This is a genomic window from Haloimpatiens myeolchijeotgali (assembly GCF_042688525.2).
Taxonomy (GTDB): Bacteria; Bacillota; Clostridia; order Clostridiales; family Clostridiaceae; genus Haloimpatiens.
On sequence record NZ_JBHWAB010000001.1, the window covers coordinates 2,445,441 to 2,472,155 of the forward strand.

The 26,715-nt window shown below is 26.4% G+C and carries 31 protein-coding genes; 10 read left to right on the forward strand and 21 right to left on the reverse strand.

Translation table 11 applies throughout. The features are described 5' to 3' along the window. Positions 1–145: 145 nt before the first annotated feature. From ACFIJ5_RS10780 to ACFIJ5_RS10815, 8 genes are all read right to left on the reverse strand, one after another. The gene (locus ACFIJ5_RS10780; protein WP_379806870.1) at positions 146–1,114 is read right to left on the reverse strand and encodes a ketopantoate reductase family protein; all 969 of its coding nucleotides are present in this window, start codon (positions 1,112–1,114) and stop codon (positions 146–148) included. A gap of 75 nt (positions 1,115–1,189) precedes the next feature. Continuing rightward, positions 1,190–1,825 (reverse strand): TetR/AcrR family transcriptional regulator C-terminal domain-containing protein, encoded by a 636-nt coding sequence (locus ACFIJ5_RS10785; protein ID WP_379806872.1) that lies wholly within the window; start codon positions 1,823–1,825, stop codon positions 1,190–1,192. A gap of 436 nt (positions 1,826–2,261) precedes the next feature. Beyond that, positions 2,262–3,044: a CPBP family intramembrane glutamic endopeptidase gene (locus ACFIJ5_RS10790; RefSeq protein ID WP_379806874.1), complete on the reverse strand. Its 783-nt coding sequence runs from the start codon at positions 3,042–3,044 to the stop codon at positions 2,262–2,264. 69 nt (positions 3,045–3,113) lie between these two features. Continuing rightward, entirely contained in the window at positions 3,114–3,518 is a 405-nt protein-coding gene (locus ACFIJ5_RS10795; RefSeq protein ID WP_379806876.1) for a nucleotidyltransferase substrate binding protein, read from the reverse strand. Between the two features lie 710 nt (positions 3,519–4,228). Then, positions 4,229–4,936, reverse strand: a complete 708-nt coding sequence (locus ACFIJ5_RS10800) for a hypothetical protein (RefSeq protein WP_379806878.1) — start codon at positions 4,934–4,936, stop codon at positions 4,229–4,231. A 731-nt stretch (positions 4,937–5,667) separates the two neighbouring features. Further along, positions 5,668–6,069 (reverse strand): SH3 domain-containing protein, encoded by a 402-nt coding sequence (locus ACFIJ5_RS10805; RefSeq protein WP_379809592.1) that lies wholly within the window; start codon positions 6,067–6,069, stop codon positions 5,668–5,670. A 111-nt stretch (positions 6,070–6,180) separates the two neighbouring features. Beyond that, the gene (locus tag ACFIJ5_RS10810; RefSeq protein ID WP_379806880.1) at positions 6,181–6,435 is read right to left on the reverse strand and encodes a DUF1653 domain-containing protein; all 255 of its coding nucleotides are present in this window, start codon (positions 6,433–6,435) and stop codon (positions 6,181–6,183) included. Positions 6,436–6,470: 35 nt separating this feature from the next. Further along, positions 6,471–6,620: a hypothetical protein gene (locus ACFIJ5_RS10815; protein WP_379806882.1), complete on the reverse strand. Its 150-nt coding sequence runs from the start codon at positions 6,618–6,620 to the stop codon at positions 6,471–6,473. Between the two features lie 247 nt (positions 6,621–6,867). Here ACFIJ5_RS10815 and ACFIJ5_RS10820 point away from each other — a divergent pair, with 247 nt between their 5' ends. After that, the gene (locus ACFIJ5_RS10820; RefSeq protein ID WP_379809593.1) at positions 6,868–7,821 is read left to right on the forward strand and encodes a sulfide/dihydroorotate dehydrogenase-like FAD/NAD-binding protein; all 954 of its coding nucleotides are present in this window, start codon (positions 6,868–6,870) and stop codon (positions 7,819–7,821) included. Beyond that, a complete protein-coding gene (locus ACFIJ5_RS10825; protein ID WP_379806884.1) occupies positions 7,818–9,095 on the forward strand; it encodes an FAD-dependent oxidoreductase in 1,278 nt (425 codons plus the stop codon). The genes ACFIJ5_RS10820 and ACFIJ5_RS10825 overlap by 4 nt, the downstream gene beginning before the upstream one ends. 339 nt (positions 9,096–9,434) lie before the next feature. On the opposite strand, the gene ACFIJ5_RS10830 is transcribed toward ACFIJ5_RS10825, so the two are convergent. The 3 genes from ACFIJ5_RS10830 to ACFIJ5_RS10840 all read right to left on the reverse strand — a co-directional run bounded on the left by ACFIJ5_RS10830 (position 9,435) and on the right by ACFIJ5_RS10840 (position 11,313). After that, the gene (locus tag ACFIJ5_RS10830; protein ID WP_379806886.1) at positions 9,435–9,884 is read right to left on the reverse strand and encodes an ASCH domain-containing protein; all 450 of its coding nucleotides are present in this window, start codon (positions 9,882–9,884) and stop codon (positions 9,435–9,437) included. A 202-nt stretch (positions 9,885–10,086) separates the two neighbouring features. Next, a complete protein-coding gene (locus ACFIJ5_RS10835; protein ID WP_379806888.1) occupies positions 10,087–10,566 on the reverse strand; it encodes an NUDIX hydrolase in 480 nt (159 codons plus the stop codon). Positions 10,567–10,665: 99 nt separating this feature from the next. After that, positions 10,666–11,313 carry a Type 1 glutamine amidotransferase-like domain-containing protein gene (locus tag ACFIJ5_RS10840; protein WP_379806890.1) on the reverse strand — a complete coding sequence of 216 codons (648 nt, stop codon included), beginning with the start codon at positions 11,311–11,313 and terminating at the stop codon, positions 10,666–10,668. A gap of 357 nt (positions 11,314–11,670) precedes the next feature. Between ACFIJ5_RS10840 and ACFIJ5_RS10845 the strand changes: the two genes are divergently transcribed. After that, positions 11,671–12,183: a GNAT family N-acetyltransferase gene (locus tag ACFIJ5_RS10845; protein WP_379806892.1), complete on the forward strand. Its 513-nt coding sequence runs from the start codon at positions 11,671–11,673 to the stop codon at positions 12,181–12,183. Positions 12,184–12,225: 42 nt separating this feature from the next. Further along, positions 12,226–13,023 (forward strand): alpha/beta fold hydrolase, encoded by a 798-nt coding sequence (locus ACFIJ5_RS10850; RefSeq protein WP_379806894.1) that lies wholly within the window; start codon positions 12,226–12,228, stop codon positions 13,021–13,023. Between the two features lie 284 nt (positions 13,024–13,307). On the opposite strand, the gene ACFIJ5_RS10855 is transcribed toward ACFIJ5_RS10850, so the two are convergent. Together ACFIJ5_RS10855 and ACFIJ5_RS10860 are read right to left on the reverse strand one after the other, a co-directional pair. Further along, on the reverse strand, positions 13,308–13,490 hold the full coding sequence (locus tag ACFIJ5_RS10855) for a hypothetical protein (RefSeq protein WP_379806896.1): 183 nt from the start codon (positions 13,488–13,490) through the stop codon (positions 13,308–13,310). Positions 13,491–13,501: 11 nt separating this feature from the next. Continuing rightward, positions 13,502–13,777, reverse strand: a complete 276-nt coding sequence (locus tag ACFIJ5_RS10860) for a hypothetical protein (protein WP_379806898.1) — start codon at positions 13,775–13,777, stop codon at positions 13,502–13,504. 626 nt (positions 13,778–14,403) lie between these two features. On the opposite strand from ACFIJ5_RS10860, the gene ACFIJ5_RS10865 reads away from it, so the two are divergent. Continuing rightward, entirely contained in the window at positions 14,404–14,715 is a 312-nt protein-coding gene (locus ACFIJ5_RS10865; RefSeq protein ID WP_379806900.1) for a hypothetical protein, read from the forward strand. A gap of 515 nt (positions 14,716–15,230) precedes the next feature. On the opposite strand, the gene ACFIJ5_RS10870 is transcribed toward ACFIJ5_RS10865, so the two are convergent. Together ACFIJ5_RS10870 and ACFIJ5_RS10875 are read right to left on the reverse strand one after the other, a co-directional pair. Continuing rightward, positions 15,231–15,413, reverse strand: coding sequence for a hypothetical protein (locus ACFIJ5_RS10870; RefSeq protein WP_379806896.1), 183 nt, complete (start codon positions 15,411–15,413; stop codon positions 15,231–15,233). Positions 15,414–15,424: 11 nt separating this feature from the next. Next, positions 15,425–16,264: an Rpn family recombination-promoting nuclease/putative transposase gene (locus ACFIJ5_RS10875; protein WP_379806902.1), complete on the reverse strand. Its 840-nt coding sequence runs from the start codon at positions 16,262–16,264 to the stop codon at positions 15,425–15,427. A 308-nt stretch (positions 16,265–16,572) separates the two neighbouring features. Between ACFIJ5_RS10875 and ACFIJ5_RS10880 the strand changes: the two genes are divergently transcribed. After that, positions 16,573–16,971: a hypothetical protein gene (locus ACFIJ5_RS10880; RefSeq protein WP_379806904.1), complete on the forward strand. Its 399-nt coding sequence runs from the start codon at positions 16,573–16,575 to the stop codon at positions 16,969–16,971. 308 nt (positions 16,972–17,279) lie between these two features. Here ACFIJ5_RS10880 and ACFIJ5_RS10885 read toward each other — a convergent pair whose 3' ends face one another. Beyond that, a complete protein-coding gene (locus ACFIJ5_RS10885; protein WP_379806906.1) occupies positions 17,280–17,786 on the reverse strand; it encodes a hypothetical protein in 507 nt (168 codons plus the stop codon). 646 nt (positions 17,787–18,432) lie between these two features. Further along, the gene (locus ACFIJ5_RS10890; protein ID WP_379806908.1) at positions 18,433–19,146 is read right to left on the reverse strand and encodes an MBL fold metallo-hydrolase; all 714 of its coding nucleotides are present in this window, start codon (positions 19,144–19,146) and stop codon (positions 18,433–18,435) included. A 592-nt stretch (positions 19,147–19,738) separates the two neighbouring features. Here ACFIJ5_RS10890 and ACFIJ5_RS10895 point away from each other — a divergent pair. Further along, complete coding sequence (locus tag ACFIJ5_RS10895) at positions 19,739–20,590, forward strand: hypothetical protein (RefSeq protein WP_379806910.1); 852 nt, start codon at positions 19,739–19,741, stop codon at positions 20,588–20,590. A gap of 567 nt (positions 20,591–21,157) precedes the next feature. Here the strand turns inward: ACFIJ5_RS10895 and ACFIJ5_RS10900 are convergent. From ACFIJ5_RS10900 to ACFIJ5_RS10910, 3 genes are all read right to left on the reverse strand, one after another. Then, positions 21,158–21,598 (reverse strand): hypothetical protein, encoded by a 441-nt coding sequence (locus ACFIJ5_RS10900; RefSeq protein ID WP_379806912.1) that lies wholly within the window; start codon positions 21,596–21,598, stop codon positions 21,158–21,160. A gap of 278 nt (positions 21,599–21,876) precedes the next feature. After that, on the reverse strand, positions 21,877–22,062 hold the full coding sequence (locus tag ACFIJ5_RS10905) for a hypothetical protein (RefSeq protein WP_379806914.1): 186 nt from the start codon (positions 22,060–22,062) through the stop codon (positions 21,877–21,879). Between the two features lie 53 nt (positions 22,063–22,115). After that, positions 22,116–22,268, reverse strand: coding sequence for a hypothetical protein (locus ACFIJ5_RS10910; RefSeq protein ID WP_379806916.1), 153 nt, complete (start codon positions 22,266–22,268; stop codon positions 22,116–22,118). Between the two features lie 58 nt (positions 22,269–22,326). On the opposite strand from ACFIJ5_RS10910, the gene ACFIJ5_RS10915 reads away from it, so the two are divergent. From ACFIJ5_RS10915 to ACFIJ5_RS10925, 3 genes are all read left to right on the forward strand, one after another. Continuing rightward, complete coding sequence (locus ACFIJ5_RS10915) at positions 22,327–22,524, forward strand: hypothetical protein (protein ID WP_379806918.1); 198 nt, start codon at positions 22,327–22,329, stop codon at positions 22,522–22,524. A gap of 342 nt (positions 22,525–22,866) precedes the next feature. Next, positions 22,867–23,316, forward strand: coding sequence for a hypothetical protein (locus ACFIJ5_RS10920; RefSeq protein ID WP_379806920.1), 450 nt, complete (start codon positions 22,867–22,869; stop codon positions 23,314–23,316). 21 nt (positions 23,317–23,337) lie between these two features. Further along, on the forward strand, positions 23,338–25,116 hold the full coding sequence (locus ACFIJ5_RS10925) for a recombinase family protein (protein WP_379806922.1): 1,779 nt from the start codon (positions 23,338–23,340) through the stop codon (positions 25,114–25,116). A 124-nt stretch (positions 25,117–25,240) separates the two neighbouring features. Here the strand turns inward: ACFIJ5_RS10925 and ACFIJ5_RS10930 are convergent, their stop codons facing one another. After that, positions 25,241–26,479, reverse strand: a complete 1,239-nt coding sequence (locus ACFIJ5_RS10930; RefSeq protein ID WP_379806924.1) for a DUF4272 domain-containing protein — start codon at positions 26,477–26,479, stop codon at positions 25,241–25,243. Positions 26,480–26,715: the final 236 nt, after the last annotated feature.

Sequence of the window (26,715 nt, forward strand, 5' to 3'; positions counted from 1 at the left end):
ATTAAATAATAAAAATCAATGAAATAGAATTTCTTATACAATGAATCCAAAAAACAACCCAAAAAACAGAAAATTTCTTTATACGTTTCAATTATACCATAATTTACATAAAAGTAGGAGACAAGCCCCTACTTCACTTATAATTCTAGTTTACAGTAAACTCATCTATGTACTTTTTTACATTTCTATAATTAGGCATTGATATATTAAGTTTTTCTCCCATGTTTAAAACTTTATAAAACATTTCCTTCATTTCATCTGGTGAATGTGATATGTGACCTTTTATCATCAGTTGAGTTTCTTTAGAACTAAACATTTTCTTTAATTGGGGTAATAATAAACTTATTGGTAAATAATAAAGGACTTGAGGAAATGCCTTCCATATTGGTATGCCAACTGCCCTACAAACCTTATACCCTTCTCTTACAATTAGTATTGATAATTTTATAAAATCATCTTGCTTTACATATTTTTCTCCTGAACCAGCTTTCATGACACCTGCAAGAAGCCCCACACTTTCTGCATAATGTGTATATAACCAAGTGAGCATATTCTTTGAAACTTTTGGATTAAGTTTTGCTTGATTCATAACTTCTGCCACTTTTAAAAGTCTATGTGTTATTTTTCCATCCTTTTGTCCAAGCATTGTAGGTGCATCTTTTGATCCAAATATTGTACAATAAATAGAGTCTTCATCCTTTCCTCCACCCATAATATGTGGTTGACCGAAAAAAACTTTTGACTCTATTAAATAAGATTCAATTTCTTTAATGTTTTCAATCCATATATTTTGTAGAATTAATATATCTGAATTATTATTTGTTTTTGAAATAATTGGTAATATCGAGCTTAGTTGATTAGCTTTTACAGGAACAATAATAAGATCATAATTTGCATCTTCATATATATCTTCAACAATTTTAGGTTTATACAATACTTCTTTATGATTTTTTTCTCCAACTCTCATATCTAGACAACGAATATGAATCCCTTGTTTTTCAATCATCTGTTTTTTACCTTTACGAACAAAATGCGTAACATCATTACCTGATTCAAACAATTGCCATCCATAAACACTTCCAATAACACCAGTACCTATAATAAGAATTTTCATATATGATATACAACTCCTTTTTGTAACTTTTAACTCATTGTAAAATTACTACTTTTAATATTCATATAAATCAATCTATATATTTAAACTTTTAAAAATCAATTCAAGTCCATAATCAAATTCTTCTTTTGAATTATATAATGGCATATCATGTAAAAGTTCAAAAATACAAGGAAATTGCTTTAAATCAATACTTGTTTTCATTTTTTCCACTGATGTATATGTATTTAATTTTACCTCTCCCTTTGCTGTTCCTACTTCTAAAAAGGCATATCCTGTAATAAATGAAACTAAAACATGTAAAGTGTATAATGCTTTTATACCGGATATTTTTCCTCTATTTAATATTGAAAGCATATATTCTACTTTTTCTAAACCAACTTGAGTTTTAATAGGACGAGTAGCTATTAATGGTAACGCATTTGGATGTTGTATTAATACTGTATGAAAAGAATACGCAACTCCATGCAAATCAGCTTTCCAATCGTTAGTTGCTTTCGGTGTACTCATTTCTTTAATAATAAGATCAACAATTCCATCAAATAAAGACTCTTTGTTTTCAACATAATTATAAAGTGACATAGCTTTAACCCCTAATTTTACTCCAAGTTTTCGCATACTAAGGTTATCTAATCCATGTTCATCCAACATTGCTAAAGCAGCCTTAAATATTTTTTCACGATTTAATTTACCAATTTCATTCTTTGGCATATTATCATCTCCCTACATTTAACTTACAGTGTAAGTTATCTATAACGGATTATACGCTTATGTAATTTTATTGTCAAATTTTATCTTAATTCTCATACTTTTCATTTGATCATCTTTTAAAAATACCATCACAAAAACACCGTAAAATTCATTTGAATAATACGGTGTTTTTAATTAAGTATTCAAGTTTCACAGGTAAAAAATAGCCGCTACGGGAAATGATATCTTGCTCTGAAACCTTTCACTTCAGTAACAAGTTCTAAGCTTTACTCATATTGAAAAAAGATTTTTTAATTAATATTCCGTAGGAATCAGTAATTAAAAAATGACTTTTTTCAAATTCGTAAAGCTAAGAACTTGTAAACTTTGTTCAAATGTTTCTTACGCAAGATATCATTTCCCTTCGCTAGACAGTATTTTGTACTGTAAAGTTGAATTAAGTATTTTCATATTTTAATTGTTTCAACGGTTTTCTAAACATATCAAAGACAATACATAATAAAACTATTAATCTCATAATCCAAAAAATAACAGAATAAGTGTTGAAATGTTCCATAAAATCATTAAAACAGACTGCCATGACAAAATTATCAACACTATGATACAAGATTATAATTAATAAACTGCCTTTTGTATTATTATAAAGCCATGTGAACAAAATTGTTAACCAAATAGTTTCTAAAAGATAACTAATAAAACTTATATCATAACCAGGTACATGAAAATAAAACATTGGTATATGCCAACATGTCCAAATAACTCCTAATATTATACTTGATATAAAAGGGTTAACTTTTTTTTCAAGCTTAGGTAATACAAATCCTCTCCAACCAAGTTCTTCTCCAACTGGTCCCCCAAAAATCATAACAGCAAAAAAACAAATTAATATTGTAAGTGGTGAAGTAAGTTGAAAACTTGAAATATGATTATTAATATGGATAATGTAGTTCATTCCAACGGTATTACAAATAAACGATGGTATATATATTGATGTTGCTGTAAATAAAAATATAAACGCATAAAAAAGTGGATTAATCCTCCATATAGTTAACTTTTTCAACAGCCTTTTTATGCCATTCACTCCATAATAATAACCAGTAAAAATTATAGACATAATACTTGGCACAAATGAACCTATTATACGAAAAGATCCATTTAAACTTAAACTGGTTGAAGTAAATGCAATAATCCAAAATATCCAAGTAAATAGAAAAGTCATAATTAAGTAAACTGTTATTTCATGCCTTTTTAGAGCTTCTATTGTGATCACTTCCTATAGGTTCACTTTTTATCCTAAATATCCAACCCTTTTTATTATCTGTTCTTTAAGATTTTCTAAAGCTTTAACATATTCTTCTTTTATATTTTTGCAAATTTCCATAGCCTTGCTTTCACTATACATATGAGATGTAGCATTTCTATCCATAAGCATATTAAGCCATAATTTTTCATTTTTAATTATTTCTGCTTGAAAAGCTTCTCTTAATACTGATTTTGGTGAATTTAACCCTATTAATCCCTCATCTTCAAATACTTCTTTTAAAGTTTTCCAAGCTAATTCAAAAGTAAATTCAAATCTTTGAATAATTCCATCTCTTAAAAGTTCATTTTCTTCATCATATTGCAACAAACCTTCTTTTAATTTATCTAAAGCTCTTATAAAATTTTGTATTTTGCTACTATTTTCTTTCATATAAAATAACACCTTCTCTTTTGAATGTATTCTTATTTTATCATATTTATAAGCTTATTTGTTGCAATAAATTTTACAGCTTATAAATATAGTGTTATCACTATGATCAAATATCTCAATCTATATATAACGTATTTTTTATAATTCAATAAATAATAGAATAGTCCTTTTTACTTTTGAATTACAATTTAATTTATCATCAATAATTTTACATATATACATATAAATGTTATGATATATATGTTATTTTAAGATTTTCCAAAAATATAAGTATAAAATAAGCTATTAAAAAAGAGGTGTTTATATGGTTTTTTTTGTTGTTATGGCTGAAATATTTATGCCTTTACTAGGTTTTATATTTTGTTATGAATTTTTTAATATATTACTAAAAATAAAACAAGGAAAAAAAATAACAAAAGATATGATATTAATTTCCTCCGTTTTCTCACTGATATTATGGACTTTTGCTTTTATTATTATCGCTTAATATTTTAATTTTTATGGAAAATTTAAAGTCTTGTTTATTTTCTTTATTATGTTTATACACAAATGTAATCACTTCACTATCTTCTTCCGATAACTGAATAAGATAAGGTTTAAAATCATAACTTTTACATAACTCATAAAAACATTCTTGTCTGCATTTTGCATATCTCTCATAATACTTGTCTTAATAACTTACAAAGTTTATATCTAATAAAGTATTATAATTAAAATGCATTCCATAAGAACACAAAAATAAATACACATCCCCAAGCGTTATCTGTAAATTCTTTTATCATCAGCATACCATATATACTAACAAATACAATAATCGCTTCAATTATATTTTCTGGCGTAACTCCTATCATACCATGAACTAGAAGACACATTATGGCACAAGTAATTGCACCCCAATTCAGCCATTTATTTTGACTTGGATACCTAATATTAATCTTTTCACTTATTACAACATAATTAAATCCTTCAAAAAAGCCCCATGCAATTAAAATTATTGCCAAACCAATTATATTTACAGGAAATACACTTGCTAATACTTCTTTTGTAATCCATACAGATTGAAAAGGTAAATACCCGTTTGCTTTCCCTGTTATAAATAAAAATACTACATATGGTATAAATATCAATGTAGAAAAAATAATTGACTGTAATGTTCCTTTCTTCTTAAGTCCATAGCTCAAAAAACTTTTTCTTCTTAAAACAGATACTATTGTTATTCCAAATCCTGCAATGCTATACTGCATAAATGCCATAAGCATTGTTCTTAATATAATATGAATACTTTTATTTTTTGAAAAGTTAATAATTTGGTTTTGATATATGCTATAAATGCCGAGTGCAATAAGTGTTACAATAATTATTATATATAGGTTAATTTCTGCTTTCTTTTGTTTGGTAGTTAAATTTGATTTCCCCATTTTCACCCTCCTCATATTTGAAATATTCGCTTTGACTCTTCATACTATTCAGTAATTTCAGTTTTCGTTTTACCTTCTTTATATATATACTTCAATTACATTATGTTATATTCTAATAAAAACACTAACTTTATTTTACAATATTTAACTTATTTACACAAGTTTATAAAAAAGTTAAAACCCCAAGTACGAAAAAATACTCAGGGTAAAATTTACTGCTGCTTTTTCACAACAACTGGTAATCAATCTATATATTGATTTATACTCTATTTTAGAAAAAATACACTAGGAAAAAGATTGCAAAAAATTAGACTTAAACTAAAATTATCTCAAAAAGAATTAGCAGCAAAATGTGATCTTAGTTGTGGATCTATAGAAAGATATTAAAAAAACAGTATTCATCCTTCTAAAAATGCGTTATTAAAACTCGGTAAAATAATAGACTTAAATTACCTATGTACAGATAATTATTCTAAATTTATAATATCTGACTATGTTAAATATTTTAAAAATTGGAGGCAAAATAATAACTTAAGTATGATAGGTGATGCTAAAATATTAGGGATACCCCCATCTACTTACATAGCTTGGAAAAAAGGTATTCATATGATAAGCAAAGATAACTATTATAAGATTAAAAATAAATTTGTGAGATTAAAAAAATTGTAAATTACTAGAAATGATCTATTTTCCATTACTATATAAATTCATCTCATAATTTGATAATGATATTACTTAAATTTACTTAAATACCGAGTATATACCCACCCTTTTATATTTATATTTTCATCATCACTATATTCTATAAATGTCCAATTTCTATTTTTATTTATAATTCTTGTTACTTCTCCAAAATTTAATTTGTATATAGCCTTAGATTTTGTAGAATTATTAATTCTAACATTTAAGCAATCTACTGTAACAAATCTATATTCACTTATTGCTATCTTAATATTTTTGTCTTCAGTATTATTTAAATTATATTCTTTACTTACTCTCTTTTTTATGTCCTTTATAAGTTTACTTTTATTATTTTCTGTTTGTTTGTTAACTTCAATTGCTTGAATTTGCGTATTAATAAAACCTTTTGCATAATCAAGATAATATTGGTAAAATGGTTCCGATAAAAAAATACCTAACCTCCAGTAGGTAAGTTATCTACCTTTAGTTAAGTACTTATATCCATACATCTTTACATTAATATTTTAATACTTGTTTTGCTTTGATTTATTGCATGTATATTATTATTTTACACTTTCAATTATTACTGGTTCAAATCTATATTTCTGTTTTGACTTTGGGTATTTGTTTGTATCTACCTCACTTAAAAACATTTCTAGTGGTCTTGCATATACTCCACAAGAGCCATATAAAGCTTTATATATAACTAAATTTTCACCTGTTTCAGTATGTTCAGCTATATCTAATAATAAATATAAATCTCCTTTAAAATGTTTAAATATTTTACCTTTTAATGATTCTAAATTAATATTTTGCATTTCTATTCTCCTTTGCTTTGTATTGTATTATAAATTTAATAACTTACTTTACTGCTGTTTCTGCTTACTTTACTTTTATCCATACTCAATTTTAAGCCTATTCGTTCTAGTGATAATTTATCTTTATACTTCTTCTCTCCTAACAACCTATATTCAGTATCTAAAAGTTCAATATCATATTCCATATCCGTATTATTCTAATCTCTCTTATTTTAGCATGAATTTTTAATATTTTCTTTTTTACTTCTTTTCATTCTTGCTCTAGCTTTTCTAAAACCATACATTTATATTCTAACCTTTCTATAATCAAAAGTAATAAAATTATTAGTATAGAAGTTCTCTAAAAATTCCATTCTATTCTCCTCACATTCTTTTATTTGCATTGTACTTTTTTAGGCAAATTATATATTTTTCCCAAATTGTCGTGTTTTCATACAGGAAGGATGTCCTTGTCACTTAGCAGAAACTAATGAGTGTATTCTTTGCTCTCAGCTTAGGGGATGTAAATTTTGTGATTGTATAAATTGGAAAGGGGTTTGCATATATCAAGAATATATATGGAATGGAAATAAAGCCAAAGAAGGTAGAAAAGAATTTGAATGTAAAATAATTAATAAAACATATATAGAAAAGAATTTGTTGAAACTCACCATTCTAATTCCTCATAAACTTAGTTCAAATTTAGTATCACCAGGAAGCTTTGTATTTCTTAGAACTCCAGATAGTGATCAATTTTACAACACACCTATATCAATAATGGATTTAAATTTGGAGGAAAATTTAATACAAGTAGCTATAGAAATAAAAGGAATAAAAACTAAGAAAATTGATTCTTTGAATGAAGGGGAAAACATATTGGTAAAAGGTCCATTTTGGAATGGAGTACAGGGATTAAAAAATATATATAAAAGTAAAGATAAAACCTCAATTGTTGTAATAAGAGGTATTGGGCAAGCGCCAAGCATTCCTGTAATTAAGAAATTATATTCAAATGGTAATAATTTAATAGTAATTGTTGATAAGGGGAATTTTAGTAACATATTTATAAGAGAACATTTAGAAAAATATAATTGCAATGTATTTGAGTGTCAAGTTTTTGAAAAGGGAGAATTAACAGATGAATTTAAAGATCTTTTAACTGATTTAATGGAAAATAGAGAAATTAATTTAATTCATGTAGCTGCACAAGACATATTAATATATAAAATTTTGAATTATGTTGAAAATCCTGAAATAAAATTTTCTTGCTGTAATAATGCTAAGATGTGCTGTGGTGAAGGAATATGCGGAGGTTGTACCGCTAGATATAAGGGACACAAAATAAAAAGGTTATGTAAAGTTCAAACAGATCCTAGAAATTTATTTGAAGGGAGAAGATTTATATGAAGGTTATCGTAATCGGAGGCGGTTGGTCAGGATGTGCAGCTGCTATTACAGCAAAAAAAGCAGGTGCTGAAGTTGCATTATATGAAAAGACAGATATGCTTCTTGGACTTGGTAATATAGGTGGAATAATGAGAAATAATGGGCGTTATACAGCATCAGAAGAAATTAATTATTTAGGTGCTGGGGATTTAATTAAGATAACAGATGAAAACAGCAGACATAAAAATATTAACTTTCCTGGTCATGAACATGCATGGCTTTATGATGTAAATAAAATTGAGCCAGCAGTAAAAAATTACTTAATAAATTTAGGAATCGAAATGCATCTTATTTCAAGAGTAATAGACATTGAAAAAGAAGGAAACAAAATTTTAGGAATATATTTATCTGATGGAACTTACGTTAAGGGGGATGTTTTTGTTGAAACAACAGGTTCTACAGGACCTATGGGTAATTGTTTAAGATATGGAAATGGTTGCTCTATGTGTGTACTTAGATGTCCAGCTTTTGGACCTAGAGTTAGCATAAGTGCTAGAGCAGGAGTTGAAGATTTACAAGGAGAAAGAGAAGATGATGTTCTTGGAGCTTTTAGTGGATCTTGCAAGCTTTGTAAAGAAAGTATATCAAAAGATATAGTTGAACAGTTAGAGAAGACAGGTGTAGTTATTCTTAAAGTTCCAAGTGAAGATATAAACTTAGAAAAGTTAAAAATAAAAGTATGTCAGCAGTATGCATTAAAAGAGTTTGCAGAGAATGTAGTACTTCTTGATACTGGACACGTAAAATTGATGACATCTTATTATCCATTAGAAAAATTAAGAAAAATTAAAGGATTGGAAAATGCAAAATATATCGATCCATATGCAGGGGGCAAGGGCAATTCAATAAGATATCTTTCAGTTGCTCCAAGAACTGATGATATGAAAGTTAAAGGAATAGATAATTTATTCTGCGCAGGAGAGAAGGCAGGGCTTTTTGTTGGGCATACAGAAGCTATCTGTACAGGTTCCCTAGCAGGTCACAATGCAGTAAGACAGTATTTGGGAATGCCACTTCTTATATTGCCGCGTTCTTTAGCTATTGGTGATATTATAGCATTTGCTAATTACAAATTATTAACTAAAGAAGGTAGACGAAACAGATATACTTTTGCAGGAGCGGAATACTTTAAGAGGATGAAAAAGGAAGGACTATACACTATAGATTCAAATGAAATTAAGGATAAGATAGAAAGATTAAAACTTAATGGGGTTTTGGAGCAGAAATTATTGTAGAAAAAGTATAAAGAGCAAATAATGATAATTTTCCGAAGCTGAGCTTCGGAAAATTATTTATATGCGCCTAGCATAGGCACAGTCTATAATGATCTAATTTACGTACAGTGATTTACATAAATTATGTGGAAATTTATTAAACATTATATTCATAATAACAAAGAAACATTTGTATGAAATTACCATAAATATTCAATCACAAAACTATCTCATAACATATTTATAAAATGTTAAATTTATCTAAAGATATTATATATCATATAGTACAAAATCAAATTTAAGCTTATATGTCAATAAAAACCATAAACTAGCAGCAACTATTGCAATCCAAAAATATTGTTATTTCCATACTACTTCAAATTCTTCACATACGACTATCATATTTTCATTAAATTCCTTTTCATATTTTTTCAATTCTTGTTTAAAAAATTCTATATGAACTTTTCTCCAATAAGATAATGTCTTGTCCCCTTCCCCTTCTTTAAAAGCATGTTCTTTTGTTACTTTATTAAAAGGTATAGTATAAACCTTTGTAGTTTTAGTAATACATTTAGCATTATTATCCCAATCTAAAATAATATTGAACTCACCTTCTTTAGGTAATTCTTCATTATCTAATTCATAAAAGCATAATCCAGATGTTGTTGCAGTCTTTTCTCCACCTACTACAAGCTCTGCTAATTCATTAGCCATTTTTTCATTATTACCAAAATACCATGCTTCATATGTTTTATCTTTATTATTGGGATATTTATTAATATATTTCATCCATAATTTTTCTGCTTTCATTATTAATTTCTCCTTTTTACTTTTTTTATTTTTACCTTCATTTTTCTACTACTCATCATATTTTCTATCTCATGAAATGATAATTCAAACAATTACTTAGTAAATTATTTTTCTTTTTAGACACAATAAAAATTCAAATAATTCATCTTATATTTTTAGTTATAAACTTGATGAACAAACTAAGAAAAATGTGAATTAATTTTTAGATATATTGTACTTCATGAAGAATATAAGGTTCACGAGTGAAAACACCATAAATGATTTTTTCTTCAGAACTTAACATACTCTTTACCCTATCTCTCATAAAATCTTTACCGATTAAATCTAATACTTTCTCTCTATCACTCCAAGCTACTTCAAGACTTTCTTCGCTTGTTGTTAATTCACCTGAGATTGCCTTACCAGTAAATCCAAAGTTTACAATTGACCCTATAGAACTAACTCCATCAGGTTGAACTCGTTTTGTTACATTGGAATAAACTACTTTCAAGTTACCAACCTCAATATATATCCCAGTTTCTTCTTTTACTTCCCGTTTTAAGGCATCTGTAAGAGATTCACCTTCCTCTACTTGTCCACCTGGTATCTCCCATCCTCTGTCTGGACTTAGCAGCATTAGAATTTTTCCTTCATCGTTTTCTATTAAACCACTAACAGAAACAATATGTACTGGATAATTCATAACATCACCTCTCCTTTGTTACGTTATATTTAACTATTATTCATTAAATAAATCCTATAACACAAATCTACAAACAACAAAACATTACAGTTGATAATATTATATCTCTATTTCTTCTTTAAAGTCTTGTTTCAAAACATACAATTTCTTTCTACCTATAAATTTCATAGTACCATTCTCTAATTTTAGAGCACAATCTTCAGGTATTCCATAAATTTCAGTTAGTTTTTGCTCCTTTATAATTTCATATATATCATCATCATGATCATTAGTATAATGTACTTCTACATTTATTCCATTAGTTAGATTTATTCCATCTAAAACTATATTTTCAGAAAAATCTTCATCTTTTGTAATAATGCATTTTTTACATATTGATAAAGCACCCGCACTTACCCCTATTATTATTCCTTTATGTTCTTTCAAATTTTTGTCCAATTCTTTATCTAATATAAATTTCAATTGACTAATTGGATTTCCACCCATTAAAAAAACAACTTCACTTTCGGTTATTTTATTCTTTGCTATCTCTATATTATCTTGTGAATTAATCAGTTTAACTTTATCAAATTTAATTCCTATTTCTCTAAACCACTCTAAATTAATTTTCTTATATTTTTCACATTTGTCCATATCTTCTGGACTTGTTGGTATAAAAACAATGCTATTTGTATCCTTTAATGTAGATTTAAATTCCTCTCCTACATCATTTATAAAACCTTTTCCACCACCTAATAAATATATCATTTTTCTCCCCCTATGTTTTATCAATTTCACATAACGCCATCATTCTTGTACATCCTTCCCTATTAAATTATATACCATATATTACAAATTTTGAATAGTTCATTTTTTAATATTATTTATTTTAAAACAACTATATTTTTAAAAAATTATAAATTCAATACAAAATAATAATATGGTGAAAAAAGAATTAACATATATGTAAATTAATTAGAACTATGTGCTATAATTACTAATAATTAAACTAGAATTGTAAAATGATACAAGGATAATTTATCTTAATCACATTATGAACTTTTAGGGGGATTTTTCATGTTAAAACATACTTGAACAAAAACAATAGAAACTAAAAGACTTATATTGAGACAGTTTAGAGCGGAAGATGCTGCAGATATGTTTAATAATTGGGCATCTGATGATGTGGTTACCAAATATCTTTCTTGGCAAACTCACAGTGACATTGAAGTAAGTAAAAATATACTTAAAATGTGGATTGATGAATATAGTAGCCTGGAAAATTATAATTGGGCAATAGAAATAAAGAAAACTGGAAGTGTAATTGGTTCCATTTGTCTTATGAATATAGACAATAATATTGAAAACTGTGAGGTTGGGTATTGCTTAAGTAGAACTTCTTGGAACAAAGGGATAATAACTGAAGCTTTTTCTGCAATCATTAATTTTGCCTTTAAAGAAGTAGGATTTGAACGTGTAACTGGACGTCATCATGTTGATAATACAGCCTCTGGACGAGTTATGGAAAAGTGTGGTTTAAAATATGAAGGTACTTTAAGAAAGATACATAAGATTAATACTGGTTCACTAGTAGATTGTAAATATTATTCAATATTAAAAGAAGAATATTTAGATTAGCATAACAATTGTTATATTTGGGGAATGTGAGGTAAATTTATTATGGAACATAAAAGTATAAAATCAGAACGTGGTACAATACATTATTGGATAAACAGAAATACAGATGAAAATGCAAGGTGCATTGTTTTTACACATGGTTTAACCGCCAATCATACAATGTTTGAAAAACAGGTTGAATATTTTTCAAATGAATATACTATTATTACATGGGACGTTCCTCTACATGGAGAATCTCGCCCTTACACCAATTTTTCTTATAAAAATGCCGCAATAGAATTGAATTCAATACTTGATGCTGAAAATATTCACCAAGTTATATTAGTTGGAATGTCAATGGGTGGATACCCAAGTCAGGAATTCGCAATACAGTACCCCCGTAAAGTAATTGCATTTATTGCATTGGATACAACACCATTAGGATTATGTTACTATTCTACATTAGACAAATGGTGCTTGAAACATGTTGAAATAATGGCAAAATGCTTTACTGATAAAATGTTACGTAATAGTATGGCAAAATCAGTTTCAAAAACACAATATGCTTATGAAACGATGCTTAAAATGCTAGAGCCTTTAAGTAAAAATGATATCATTGAACAAATGGGTATAGCATATGGTAGAGTTTTTGACAGAAAAGAGTCAGTACATTTTGATTTTCCTGTTCTGATTTTATTAGGTGAATATGACAAAACGGGAAAAGTGAAGCACTATTGTGAAGAATGGTCAAAAAAAGATGGATATCCATTGCATATTATTAAGGATGCAGCACATTTTTCTAATGCGGACAACTATGACGATGTTAACAAAGAGATAAGCAATTTTATTTGTGGATTATAAGCATAATTTATAATTACACTTAACTCATATTATTCTTATTTAACACAACAACCTAAAAAACAAACAAAAAAACACCGTATTATTCAAATGAATCTTACGATGTTTTACGTAGCAATATAAGAAAATACATCTCATGTTAATGTTCTAAAAAGCTCCCCTTAATCCATTGTGAATCAATGGGTAAGAGGAGTTTTAAAATCAGAATTGGTTGGAAAAATTAAAATGATACGTTAATTACAACTCTCAAAAATTGAAAATTTATTAAGAGATTCATACCTTAAATCTTATTGATTTAAACTTTTAATTTCTTCTATACTTAATCCTGTAGCTTTTGATATTGTATCTGCATCCATGCCCATAACTAATAAATTTTTTGCAGTTTTAATTATTCCCTCTTTAATCCCTTCTTCTTTAGCTCCATTTATCATATTTGCTCTTTCATGTAGTGACTTTTCTTTCCAATCCATTACACTTATCCTTAGTTAAGTAATTTTTTAATTTTTTCTATCTCATCAATATTTTTTCCTGTAATTTTAGAAATAATATCTACACTTAATCCTTGCATTAAAGAGTTTTTTATAATTTCAATAGACTTTTTATTTTCCCCCTCTTTAATCCCTTCTTCTTTAGCTCCATTTATCATATTAGCTCTCTCATGAAGTGATTTTTCTCTAACTTTATAAATTTCTATTGTTTCTTTATCGCTGCTTAAATATTCAAGTCTCTCTTCTGCTCTTTTTATGTCCTTATCCATCTCCATCAACTCCTTTAATCTTTCTTCTTTATATTAAAGGAAACTCAGATTCATTCTTCATCTGAGTACTCACAGAGTAAGCGACCATTAACAAATCATAGATTTGAAATGTCTGCTTAACCGATTCACACCAAATTAAAAATTTGGGTTCTCTGCTTAAGAAAGTCAACCATCTTTGAAGTCTATCTTCTTTTAAATATTATATCCTAAAATCCAATTATTTTTAATCATATTTTTTAATATTATTTATTTTAAGATAACTATATTTTAAAAAAATTATAGATCCAATACAAAATAATAATACGGTAAAAAAATAATTAACATGTATGTAAATTATGCAAATCAATTAGAATTATATGGTATAATCATTAATAATTAAGTGGAAATTATAATTTATTGTGAATCTAGGTAATGGTTGCTTTCAAATATGGAAAAAGACATATAAGAAAGAAGATTGGAATATGAGTATTTTAAGAATGTAGCTGGATAAATATTTAAAGTAGTGTATAATTTAATAATAGTATGTAATTGTAATAAAATAAGACATATAAAAGATGTAAAACGACTTTATAAATAGTGGTTTATGGAATTATGATTTTGTTTACAGACGGATTTAGGAGGATAATATGAATAAGCAAATTAGTACATTAATAAGAATGGGTAAAATACCAAATGATAAAGATATGTATGATGATTTATTTAATAAATATGATGAATTAATACAAATAGAAGAAGATATAACATGGGAAGAAGCGGAATCAATAATTACACTTTTTTCAGATGATTGTGATGACTTAAATTGGGGGCTTATTCATATGATAGAAACAGTTTTAAAAAGCAAAAATGATGTTGAAAAATATAAAGAGCTTATTAATAAGTGTAATTCTGATGAATATAAAGAACTATTATTAGTAAGATTAGATAATTGGTTGAAGTAGTTATTATTTAAGAATAACTATGTCAATAAGTTCCAATTTATTAAATTGATAAAACATGATTTGATATTAAGTTATGTCGTATCCTTCTTATTTAACGCAACAACTAAAAAATGGACACTTTGAAAAAACACCGTATTATTCAAATGAATCTTACGGTGTTTTTATGTAGCAATATAAGAAAATACATCTCATATTAATGTTCAACGCTGAAGAACTAGGCGTTAGCAAAGGAAATATTGGATTTAAATACATCTCATGTTAATGTTCAACCATAGTAAAATAGCCATTTCTTAAAACTAAGAATAGCACAAACCCATTGATATTACAAGGTTTTATAAAAATTTTACCAACCGTTTTGTGAAATTTTAAAATAGCATAAAAAACTCCCCTTAATCCATTGTAAATCAATGGATAAAAGGAGTTTTAAAATCAGAATCGGTTGGTAAAATTAAAATGATACGTTAATTATAACTCTCAAAAATTGAAAATTTATTAAAAGATTCATGCTTTAAATCTTATTGATTTAAACTTTTGATTTCTTCTATACTTAATCCTGTAGCTTTTGATATTGTATCTGCATCCATGCCCATAACTAATAAATTTTTTGCAGTTTTAATTATTCCCTCTTTAATCCCTTCTTCTTTAGCTCCATTTATCATATTAGCTCTTTCATGAAGTGACTTTTCTTTCCAATCCATTACACTTATCCTTAGTTAAATAATTTTTTGATTTTTTCTATCTCATCAATATTTTTTCCTGTAATTTTAGAAATAATATCTACACTTAATCCTTGCATTAAAGAGTTTTTTATAATTTCAATGTCTCGTTCATCCTTTGCACTACTTATCATATTAGCTCTTTCATGAAGTGACTTTTCTCTAGCTTTATAAATTTCTATTGTCTCTTTATCACTACTTAGATATTCAAGTCTCTCTTCTGCTTTTTTTATGTCCTTATCCATCTCCATCAACTCCTTTAATCTTTCTTCTGAAATATCCTTATTAAAGAAAGTCAACCACCTTTGAAGTCTATCTTCTTTTAAATTCTTCTCTTCTAATTCATTAAATTTAGGAAATTCTATAAAGTGAATCTCTACTAAATCTGTAAGCATATAGTCTTTTGCTTCATCTTCCCAAAGATGAAATTTAGTATGAAACTTATCTAAGTTTATATAGTTAAAATCTAATATGTTTATAGTTATTACTTTCTTAAGATTTCTATAATCTTCACCTTTAGATATATTTTCATTAAATAACTTTCCCCAATAAAATAATGTTCTTTTATCCATATTGTGTTGATTTGTAAGCTGTACTTCTATATCAATTTGTGTTCCATCTTCTGTTTTTGCTCTTACATCTAATATTGCAGTTTTATCGCTTATAAATTCTCTTGTCAATTCTTTATTGTCTACTATTTCTAATGTAACTAATCTATCTCTATCTTTTCTATCTAAAACTGCATTTAAAAATGCAATTAAATTATCTTTCACTTCATTCTCACCAAAAATTTTTTTGAATATATAATCATTTAAAGGCTTTAATCTTTGCATATAACTCACCCCTTCTTACTTATATTATATCCTAAAATCCAATTATTTTTAATATTATTTTTTAATATTATTTATTTTAAGACAATTATATTTTTAAAAAATTATAGATCCAAAACAAAATAATAATACGGTTGAAAAATAATTAACATATATGTAAATTATGCAAATCAATTAGAATTATATGGTATAATCATTAATAATTAAGCTGGAATTGTAGAGTATGACAAACTAATGAAATATCTATTCTTAAAATTTTTTTGGGGGATATAAATTTTGAATTCAATAACGACATATATAGGAGTGTGATTATGAATGAAAAAAAGCCTTTAATAATATTATTCATTGGAGGTATAAACGTTTTAATTGCTTTAATATCAATATTATTGTCAATAGCATCATCATTATTTCCGGGTTTTTTAGAACACCTTGGCTTTTCTATTATACCCTTACCTATTTTTTCACATTATATAATGCAGATATTATTGTATATAATTTTACTAATAGCATCTTATGGCTTTTTAAAACTAAGAAAATGGGGTTATTGGTCAATGATAACTTATAGTACATTTTTCCTAATAGTATATATTATTTGGGGGCTACAAAATAAACATCTATTTCTTTCTACAAACTTTATGCTGACATTTATAGAATTAATATTTATTTTACCAACAAAAAAATACTTTTATGAAGAGAAATTTTCTTCATAATATTCTTATTTAACGCAACAACTAAAAAATGGACACTTTGAAAAACACCGTATTATTCAAATGAATTTTACGGTGTTTTTATGTTACAATGTAAAAGTATTATAACATTTAAACATCTATAATATTAATTTATTACAGATGTGTGAATTCACTCCCCACCTAAGAGGTTGGAGCTTCCTAATCCTACGCTCTCCACAGGCGTAAATTCGGGTAAAACCAACCCTACTGTATGATAGATAATATCCTGTACATGAGCCTTAGATATTTTATGTGTTAAAATTTAGTTTATAAAATAAGGTGAAAATATTTTATTTTGTTCTTACCCAATGTCCTGAACCACCAATTTCAAAAACTCCAGCACCAGCTAAAACACCATTAAATTGACCTATTGGTGTTCCCTTAGAGCTAAACCAAGTGATTTGGAATCCACCAGCAGTTGCTGCAATACCTTGTGCATGATAAGCCTTAACGTTTTTAAAAAAAGTATCCCAAGCATTGCTACCTGTATATGCGGTATACATAAATCCAATACAAGAACCTCCACCTACTCCAGGACCCCATGCAGATGCTTCAAACTTCCATGGTTGGTCTTTAGGATAACATTTAACTTTAGACCAAACAAGAGCACTAACAAGTGAAGCCTCTGCTTCAAGTACTCCACTTGATACATTCATCAACACATCCTCAGTAAGGTTAGGCATATGTTTGAGAAGTTCATTTACTTCCTTTGTATTAATTTTGTTTTTAAATGCTTCTAGTGTTGCTTTTTTACAATTTTCTAAAAAATCTTTATTATTTAATAAATCATTTTTCATTTTCATTGCTCCTACAAGTTATTATTCTACTAATATTATATGTAATATTTTTTACAATTAGACCGTTTTGTAAAATTTAAAAATAGCATAAAAAACTCCCCTTACCCCATTGTAAATCAATGGATAAGGAGAGTTTTAAAATCAGAATCGGTTGGAAAATTTTCTGTCTTCTCCTTTATCTTAAAGGAAACTCAGATTAAATACTATATCCTAAAATCTAATTATTTTTAATTACATTTTTTAATATTATTTATTTTAAGACAACTATGTTTTTAAAAAATTATATCATATTTTTCTATACATAATTATGGTGTTATATCTAGCTATTTAAATATCTTTTTTATAGTATCTTCTATCGCCTCTATCTGTTGTTATTTAATATTCTACATTTTACTAAGAACTGATTTACAATATCATTTAAACATAGTATTTTAAATTTACAAGATAAACTATTACTTAAATTCATAATATATTTATTAAAAATATCTGAATATCTACCACTTCAAAAATAGAATATTTAATTTCAAATAGTTTATGCAAAATACATACTTACATAATAAGATGATTGTAAAATGCTATAATCATCTATAAGTAAATTATACCTACTTTTAAATATTACACAATTTACTAAATAATTCCTTTCTTTTTATACTGCCGAAATCATAGTACTACCTTCTTTTAAACATTTGTAATAACATCTTTTATTAAAATCAATTAATTTTTGGGGTTCTAAAATACATCCATGGCCTGGTATAATAACATCAGTCTTTAATCCTTCTATAATTTTATAGGCTTGTTCCAATTCTTTCATGCTAACGTCATTATCTGATGGAATTACTGGAGGAAGGCAAAAATCAACTTCCTTACTTACAAGATTATCTCCAGCAATAAGTAATTTATCATCTTTGTCATAAACTAATATACTATCAAAAGTATGCCCTGGACAGTGAATTAATCTTAATAACTTATTTCCAATATTAATTTTCATTTTTTCCTCAAAAGTTTCATTAGGCATCATTGGAATAGAATCTTCTCTATTTATATCAATTAATTTTTTCTTTAGTTTTTCAAGATGTGTAACTGTTGACTTATGTGCTATTATTCTGCAATCATTAAACACTTTATTTCCTGTTGTATGATCTGAATGCCAGTGTGTATAAATTATTGCAGCAGGTTTATTAAAACCTTTTTCGTTAATAAATTTTTTAACTTCATTAAATTGCTCTTTATCCCTAAAAACATCAATTATAATTGGTCCCTCCTCTGTAAAAATTACAGTTGAATTATAATACCATCCTAGACTCATATCCGTAAATAAATATGTATTCTTATTAATTTGTCTAACTTTACAAATTTCCATATCTCACTCCCCCTTTTCTACCATTTCATAAAATCATCATTTAAATTGATAATTTCTTATATAACCTATTCTCCAATAAACAATTTTACTCTTTTAAATCCTATATATATTTACTTAGATTAATTGTAATACTATATAAATATAATTAATGATTTCAATAATATTAGTTGAAAAATAGTAAAAGAATATGAAATAAAAAAATTTTAATACATATCATGTTAATATTCAACCATCTGTAAACTTTATTCCTATTCTTAATACTTTATTTAAATACATCTTATGTTAAACCATAGTAAAATAGCCATTCCTTAAAACTAAGAATAGCACAAACCTATTGATACTACAAGGAAACTCAGATTAAATATTATATCCTAAAATCTAATTATTTTTTATTGAATTTTTAAATACAAACAATATTCTTGGAAAATTAAATAATTAGATGTAAAAAAAATTATATATGTAAATTATGTAAAATTTTAAATTAATGTGGTATAATTGTTAATGTTTGAGATAGAATTACAAGAAATTATGTACTAAATAAGATTGAGCTAAACAAAAATTTAAAATATCAATGATAAATGGGGTGTAAATAATGATAAAAATTATTGATAAACTTGAGGAAGTAGTTGATTTTGCGTGGGAATTAAGTCAAAATAATTTGTACGCTAGTTATCATAGAATAGACTCACTAAAACAACTTAAAAATAATATTGAAAAAGCTATTGGTTCGAATAATGAAAATATAATAGCTTGCTATCATGAAAACGTATTATGTGGAGTTTGTATTTATCATTGGATATGTGATGAAAAATATGCACAAACAACACTATTTTTGATAAGAGAAGATTATGAACAAACTGCAGAAGAATTGATTGGTTATATAAAGAACCAATTAGCTGGTTGTGAATTATTTATACCTGTACCTTTTACTAATAAAAATGCAAATCAATATTTTAAGAAAAAGAATATTGAATGTATAGAGTCTAATATTGATACAAGATTATATAATTTAGAACCACATATAAATCAAAAACACAATAAAGTAGAAAAAATTACTAAAGATGATTTTGAAGAATATGCTATATTTCATGACAAACATGCTATTCCTTTAGAAATGTATTATAATAGCAAAAATTTGCAAAAAGATAAGTGTTTTCGAGTCTTTGCCTTTAGATACGATGGATCGATTCATGCAAGCATTTTTGTTAAAACTGGAAAAGAAATATCAGAAGTTTTTGGCTTATTTATTGATAAAGAATATAAAAATAAAGGTATTGAAAGTATTTTAATTAATGAAATGTTGGTACAATTATATAATGAATTTGGTTGTATAAAAGAAATTGTATATTTTATTGATGAAAATTGTACTGATGAATTAGACTCAGCTTTGAATGCAGGTTTTGAGATTAAAGATAAATGTAGATGCTATAAATGTATACTTTAATTCACTAAAATCTAACCATATTAATGTAATAATATAGAAAATATGATTATATTTTCATAAAGCTTGAATCTGATTGATAAAAAATATTATGTGACAATACTATAGAAAGGTGACTAAAATGAGAAGAATCCAAACTTTGGAATTTAAATTAAGCATACTAATACTTTTAATTGTTTCCTTTATTATCCCAGCAAATATAATACGAAATGGAACTTTAACAATATATAACTTTGGATTTCCCTGCGAATATTGTTCAATATGTCAAAGTAATAAAGGAAATTCTCAACTCTTTAGTAATCTATTTAATGGAAATAAAGGAATGAGTATTAATATATTAGGTTTCTTTGCTAATGTTTTTATTATTTATGCCTTATTGATGTTAATAAAAAAAATATATATAAAAATTAAAGCACGATAAGAAAAACAAACAATTTACTTAAAGCACCGTATTATTCAAACAAATTTTACGGTGTTTTTTATCTTATCTAAAATCGCAATAATTATAAGTATAAGCACTGCTATTTTCTTTTTCAATTATGTTTCTCCTTAATACTCACTTTCTTATTATCATTCATTAAAATATTTTCGTTTTGATAAAGTATATGTCAATACTATAATTGACCATATAACATTTCCATAAAAAGGTTGTTGTTTATATTGTTGAGATAAAAAAATACTTACTATTAAAAAGTATGTAGAATCTATTAACATAAGCCAATAACCCCATTTTTTTAATTTCAAATACCCATAAACCATTATTAAAGTTATTATAGACACTACCACTCTCATTATATTCTCGGGGACATTAGGTACTCCAAATCTAGCTGCAATTCCAAATTGAGCTCTAGTATTTGTAAATAATGTTATTATTAATACAGTTACACCTAAAATATAAAAATATCCGATTAAAGTTATTCCCAAAGGTCTCTTTTCACTCATTTTATCAACCCTTTCAATATCATAATATTTTAAAATTCTATCATAACTGATTGAACTACATTTTTTCATAGTTTACTTTACACTGTCTTACATGCAATTCATAATTTTTATAATTTTGGATTAACCATTAACAATTATACCATATAATTCTAATTAATTTACATATTTTCATTTTGAATATATAAATCCATTATTGCTACTAAACTATATGTCCTTAAGACAATTACTCTCATCTGTGTCATATTTATTTTGGTACTAATCTTTTATATGCTGAATAGAATATATTGAGGAAATGTTTGCATTTCGTGATAAAATAATTTTTTATAAAAGGCTTTTCAGCCTAATTATCATAAGTTTTCTAAGCTTTCTAATTTTTCTAATCTATTAATTATCTCTTGTATTGCTTCTGAAGGAAGCCTTTTAACCAAAGATTTGGCTAATATATTCATTGCTCTTTCTTGCAATTCTAAATGTGCTTCTTCTACATCTACACCTTCTGGATATAATATTTTAACTCCTAATATTTTAGCCACTATTCCTCCTTCATCAAAATTACTACCTATTATTTATAGTATGATTTACACCTTTAATTGGTTACAACATTACTGTATCTTGAATAGTGCTTATTGCTTCTTGTAATAACACTTTTTGTAGATATTGATATAACTTCTACCTTTTCAAACTCCTTTTTAACAAAATCCTTAACACCAAAATCATTGGAATTAATTTCTAATTTCATAAAGTCTATTAAGTAGTATATAATAGTATTACTTTTAATCTTTAAGGAGTTGTTATTGATGAATAATATTGAACAATTATTACAACAAATACTTAAAAACCAAACAAAAATGCAATCTGATATTACAGAGATAAAAGAAAAAATAAATTCTGTTTATGATCAAACTGCTGACCTTACTGAATTCCGTACCAAAACTAAAGATAGTATCAATGCCATTTCTAAAGATGTTAAATTTGTTAAACATAAACTTCATTAAACTGAAGAAGATGTATTCGATATCAAAGACCATCTTAAAATTATTAAATAGGGCTGTGTAAGCCTTTATTTTTTTGCTTCAAGCACCTCATTTTAGAAATATATACATCATATCCATCGATTTAATTTTCAATATAGTAAATTTTCTATTTTCCAAACATGAAATTATTTTGTGATTATATATTATAGTCAATATTAATATTACAATTTTAAACAAATTTTATAATAAATATATAGTTTTAAAAAATAATGCTATAATTAATTATATATTACATATATTGTTAATATTGAAACAAACTAAAATTCAACTCAAAATTTTTATAATCTTATGGAGGTGTTAATATTGAACTGGTACAAATTGCATACATTAGGTAACAAACACAAAGAATTTGAATGGACATACTCTTCATTGGATTGTCTGAAAATAAAAAGAGTTTTTAAAAATAATCCTCTAGTTATAACACAATTTTCTGATTTAGAAATAGAAAAAATATTAAATTATATATTTATAAATAAAGAATTGCCTTTAGCAAACAGTGTTCATAAATTAAGTAATGGAACTGAAATAGATGGAATAGGTTCTTTTATATATAATAATATTTCTAGAGATACAACTGACGCACAAGCATCAAGTCAATTTGTAGCACTCTTTACTAAACTTAAAATACTTGGGTATAATCAAAAGCCAATAGGTATGAGATTTTGGCTTTTAAACATTGATTGGAAAAATAAAATTTTAGAATACATGGCTAAACAACCACCATATAAAAATGAAAAGTCTAATACACTATAGAGAGTATAGGAGGTGCAGCAAATGAAAACAATCGCTATCTATGCTCGTAAATCCCTATTTACAGGTAAAGGCGATTCTATAGGAGCACAAGTATCTACTTGCGAAAGATTTATAAATTATAAATTTGCAGATACAAAACATGAAATTAAAATATTCAAGGATGAAGGCTGGAGCGGAAAAACAACTGATAGACCAGAATTCTCTAAATTGATGAAAGCTTTAAAAAATAAAGAAATAGATTATGTAATAAGTTATAAACTGGACCGTTTAGGTAGAACTGCTAGAGATCTTCATAACTTCTTATATGAATTAGATAAGCTCGGAATTATATACTTAAGTGCTACAGAACCATATGATACAACAACCAGCGCTGGTAGGTTTATGATTTCTATTCTTGCAGCTATGGCACAAATGGAAAGAGAAAGACTTGCTGAAAGAGTTAAATCTGGAATGATGCAGCTAGCTAAAAAAGGAAGATGGCTTGGTGGTCAAACCCCTCTTGGATTTGATTCTAAAAAAGAGATTTATATTGATGATACTGGTAAAGAGCGTCAAATGATGCAGTTGACTTCTAATAAAGAAGAAATAAAAATCGTTAAGCTTATTTATGATAAGTATTTAGAATTAGGCAGTATGAGCCAAGTTAAAAAATACTGCTTAGAAAACTCTATAAGAGGTAAAAACGGTGGAGATATGTCCACTACAACCTTAAAACAAATATTAAACTCCCCTATCTATGTTAAAAGTACAAAAACTATAATTAATTTTTTAGAAGATCAAGAACTAAATGTTTTTGGCACACCTAATGGAAATGGTATTCTTACTTTCAATAAGACAAAAGATATCAGAATAGAAAGAAATAAATCTGAGTGGGTTGCTGCAGTAGGAAAACATAAAGGTATAATAGATGCTAACATATGGTTAAAAGTACAAGAACAATTAAAACAGCAATCTGAAAAGCAAATATATAGTTCAGGTAGACAAGGAACTTCTTCTAATAGTTATATGTTATCTGGTGTTCTTAAATGCGCTAAATGTGGAAGCAATATGATAATAAAAACAGGTCATAAGAGCAAAAAGAATCCTGGCAAAGTTTATAGCTATTATGTATGTAGTAAAAAGAATGATAGTTATGGCCACAATTGTGATAATAAAAATGTACGAGTTGATGAAGCAGAAATGTCCACTATAAGTGAAATGAAATTGTACAATAGGAAAGTACTTATAAAGGATCTTAACCATGCTTTAGAATCATCCATTAAAGATAAAAACAATACTATCATAAATAATATTCAAATGTTAAAAGACAATATACAAGAAAAAGAAAAAGCTGTCTCTAATCTTGTAAAAAAACTTTCTCTTATTGATGATGAAAATATATCTAATATAATTTTAAATGAAATAACTACTATCAATAAAGACATAAATGAGTTAAAATTAAAACTAGAAAAAGAAAAAATGAAAGAAAATGATATTACTAAAGCTCAAGTAGATGTAGAAAGTTATGTGGAAGCTTTAGAAAATTTTAATAGAACTATAGATATTGTTAAAGACCCTATTGAAAGAAAAGCTCTTTTAAAAACAGTTGCAAAAGACGTGAAATGGGATGGAGAATATATCGCAATAACTCCATTATTAATAGGGGACAAAAAAAATAGCCCCTATTCTTCCATACTTACCCAAAAATCGTGTTTTCGCACAGGAAGGACAATATTCACTTCCAGCATCAATACAGTCTATTATTTCATAATTCATTATAGCCCCTCCTATAATACTCTAATATTAGAATATTTTTCTTAGAGGCAATCTGTTACTATTTCTTTTAGTTTACTTTTTATCTTAAGCTTATTTTCTTGAATTATGTTTTCTAAAACTATACATATTTTCTATGCCATTTCAATGACCTTTCTTCTTTTATTTAACTTTATGTGTTAGGACAAATATCATCCCAATCACATTCTCCATTAGCACCGATAATCCAATTTAGAGCATAATGTTGTTCTTGAACTACTCCAGAATCTAAGTTTGCTGGCGCTTCTTCATTTTTTACTCTTGATTCTACACATGCCCAATCATAATACAAAATTCTTGTATGCATATCTAGCAATTCTTCATTACTTTTAATATTAGCAGCTTTTATCAATTCCTCTAAAGAACTATAGCTTCTTATAATTTGAGCAATTTGACGGACATTGCAAATTTCAGTTGGTGAATTTAATTCTATAAAACCAAGTGCCCATAATAATACACAACATCTTTCGTATTGCCAAGAAAATTGTATAGCTGTAACCTTATCTGGTTGTTCCATTTGTATATATCCTTTTTCCTTTTTGCTTAAATAGTTTTTAACTCCATATATTTTATTAATATCTCCAAATTCATCCTTTGCAAGTTCCATAGAACCGCCTTCCATTAACAAACACTCTGAGTATAATGCACAAGAAAATACAGCTGTTGCCCTCTTAGCTATCTCTTCTATACTTGGAAGTCTAACTTCATTCTCCATAATTTGAGTAGATAGCATATAGCCTGTATGTGGTATTTTCTTTTCATCACATTCTCTAATAATTTTTTTATATCGTTCTTCGTCATTAAAAGATGGTTTTATATCTTTTTTTAATAAATCTGAACTTGCTATTGGATAATACTTTTCAAAATCCGTTTTTCCATCTATAGATATAAGCAATTCCCCTTCTGAAGTATATAACTCCATACTAGGATAAAGAATCAAGCTTTGAGTTTTCTTTGCAATTTCGTATATAGTATTTACAATATAGTTTGTTCTTTTTTCATCACAATTAAGTTCAAAGCCAATTCCTACAATACAAGTAAACATGTGAATTTGTAACATAACTTGTTCTAAAATCTCTTCATTTTCAAGCGGCGCTTTAGAAAAGAAATTAGCCATGCCATTTGTTTGTGTCATTACATTATTTATATCATCTGATAAATGAAATTCAATATCTGTATCATCTTTAAAAATAATTTTTAATCCTCTATCAATTGTTTCAGTTAATTTTGTTACCTCTAAAAATTCTTCTTTTATTACATTTAAAATATTTTTAGTATCTACAGTAACTGAATATAAAGTTAGAATTCCTCTTGTTTTTTCTTGTTTAACTTCATTTTGATTCTTTTTCTTCTTTCTTTTAAATAGTCTCATATAAATCCTCCATACTTACATACTTATAACCATATCTTTTCTTTATAAGACATAATATACAATTATAATATATTATAACACATAAAAGGACAAACTTTACAAAGTAGATATTGATTAATATATAGAAACAGATTAAAGTATGGGAACTGACTAAGAGTATTAAAACAGAAAATGCAAATGTTGAAATTATTAAATATGCAGTTTCTGTTTAGTATTGTAAATTTAGTACATTCATT

What these genes read in the sequence shown, in the direction of transcription:
- ACFIJ5_RS10835 (WP_379806888.1), bottom strand. Translation starts at nt 10,566, where the DNA reads ATGAATTATCCAGTACATATTGTTTCTGTTAGTGGTTTAATAGAAAAC.
- ACFIJ5_RS10785 (WP_379806872.1), bottom strand. Translation starts at nt 1,825, where the DNA reads ATGCCAAAGAATGAAATTGGTAAATTAAATCGTGAAAAAATATTTAAG.
- ACFIJ5_RS10880 (WP_379806904.1), top strand. Translation starts at nt 16,573, where the DNA reads ATGAATGAAAAAAAGCCTTTAATAATATTATTCATTGGAGGTATAAAC.
- ACFIJ5_RS10815 (WP_379806882.1), bottom strand. Translation starts at nt 6,620, where the DNA reads ATGGAATATGATATTGAACTTTTAGATACTGAATATAGGTTGTTAGGA.
- ACFIJ5_RS10795 (WP_379806876.1), bottom strand. Translation starts at nt 3,518, where the DNA reads ATGAAAGAAAATAGTAGCAAAATACAAAATTTTATAAGAGCTTTAGAT.
- ACFIJ5_RS10865 (WP_379806900.1), top strand. Translation starts at nt 14,404, where the DNA reads ATGAATAAGCAAATTAGTACATTAATAAGAATGGGTAAAATACCAAAT.
- ACFIJ5_RS10900 (WP_379806912.1), bottom strand. Translation starts at nt 21,598, where the DNA reads ATGAAAAAATGTAGTTCAATCAGTTATGATAGAATTTTAAAATATTAT.
- ACFIJ5_RS10860 (WP_379806898.1), bottom strand. Translation starts at nt 13,777, where the DNA reads ATGGATAAGGACATAAAAAGAGCAGAAGAGAGACTTGAATATTTAAGC.
- ACFIJ5_RS10930 (WP_379806924.1), bottom strand. Translation starts at nt 26,479, where the DNA reads ATGAGACTATTTAAAAGAAAGAAGAAAAAGAATCAAAATGAAGTTAAA.
- ACFIJ5_RS10870 (WP_379806896.1), bottom strand. Translation starts at nt 15,413, where the DNA reads ATGGATTGGAAAGAAAAGTCACTTCATGAAAGAGCTAATATGATAAAT.
- ACFIJ5_RS10855 (WP_379806896.1), bottom strand. Translation starts at nt 13,490, where the DNA reads ATGGATTGGAAAGAAAAGTCACTACATGAAAGAGCAAATATGATAAAT.
- ACFIJ5_RS10825 (WP_379806884.1), top strand. Translation starts at nt 7,818, where the DNA reads ATGAAGGTTATCGTAATCGGAGGCGGTTGGTCAGGATGTGCAGCTGCT.
- ACFIJ5_RS10890 (WP_379806908.1), bottom strand. Translation starts at nt 19,146, where the DNA reads ATGGAAATTTGTAAAGTTAGACAAATTAATAAGAATACATATTTATTT.
- ACFIJ5_RS10875 (WP_379806902.1), bottom strand. Translation starts at nt 16,264, where the DNA reads ATGCAAAGATTAAAGCCTTTAAATGATTATATATTCAAAAAAATTTTT.
- ACFIJ5_RS10780 (WP_379806870.1), bottom strand. Translation starts at nt 1,114, where the DNA reads ATGAAAATTCTTATTATAGGTACTGGTGTTATTGGAAGTGTTTATGGA.
- ACFIJ5_RS10840 (WP_379806890.1), bottom strand. Translation starts at nt 11,313, where the DNA reads ATGATATATTTATTAGGTGGTGGAAAAGGTTTTATAAATGATGTAGGA.
- ACFIJ5_RS10885 (WP_379806906.1), bottom strand. Translation starts at nt 17,786, where the DNA reads ATGAAAAATGATTTATTAAATAATAAAGATTTTTTAGAAAATTGTAAA.
- ACFIJ5_RS10790 (WP_379806874.1), bottom strand. Translation starts at nt 3,044, where the DNA reads ATGACTTTTCTATTTACTTGGATATTTTGGATTATTGCATTTACTTCA.
- ACFIJ5_RS10830 (WP_379806886.1), bottom strand. Translation starts at nt 9,884, where the DNA reads ATGAAAGCAGAAAAATTATGGATGAAATATATTAATAAATATCCCAAT.
- ACFIJ5_RS10910 (WP_379806916.1), bottom strand. Translation starts at nt 22,268, where the DNA reads ATGAAATTAGAAATTAATTCCAATGATTTTGGTGTTAAGGATTTTGTT.
- ACFIJ5_RS10925 (WP_379806922.1), top strand. Translation starts at nt 23,338, where the DNA reads ATGAAAACAATCGCTATCTATGCTCGTAAATCCCTATTTACAGGTAAA.
- ACFIJ5_RS10810 (WP_379806880.1), bottom strand. Translation starts at nt 6,435, where the DNA reads ATGCAAAATATTAATTTAGAATCATTAAAAGGTAAAATATTTAAACAT.
- ACFIJ5_RS10915 (WP_379806918.1), top strand. Translation starts at nt 22,327, where the DNA reads ATGAATAATATTGAACAATTATTACAACAAATACTTAAAAACCAAACA.
- ACFIJ5_RS10895 (WP_379806910.1), top strand. Translation starts at nt 19,739, where the DNA reads ATGATAAAAATTATTGATAAACTTGAGGAAGTAGTTGATTTTGCGTGG.
- ACFIJ5_RS10800 (WP_379806878.1), bottom strand. Translation starts at nt 4,936, where the DNA reads ATGGGGAAATCAAATTTAACTACCAAACAAAAGAAAGCAGAAATTAAC.
- ACFIJ5_RS10850 (WP_379806894.1), top strand. Translation starts at nt 12,226, where the DNA reads ATGGAACATAAAAGTATAAAATCAGAACGTGGTACAATACATTATTGG.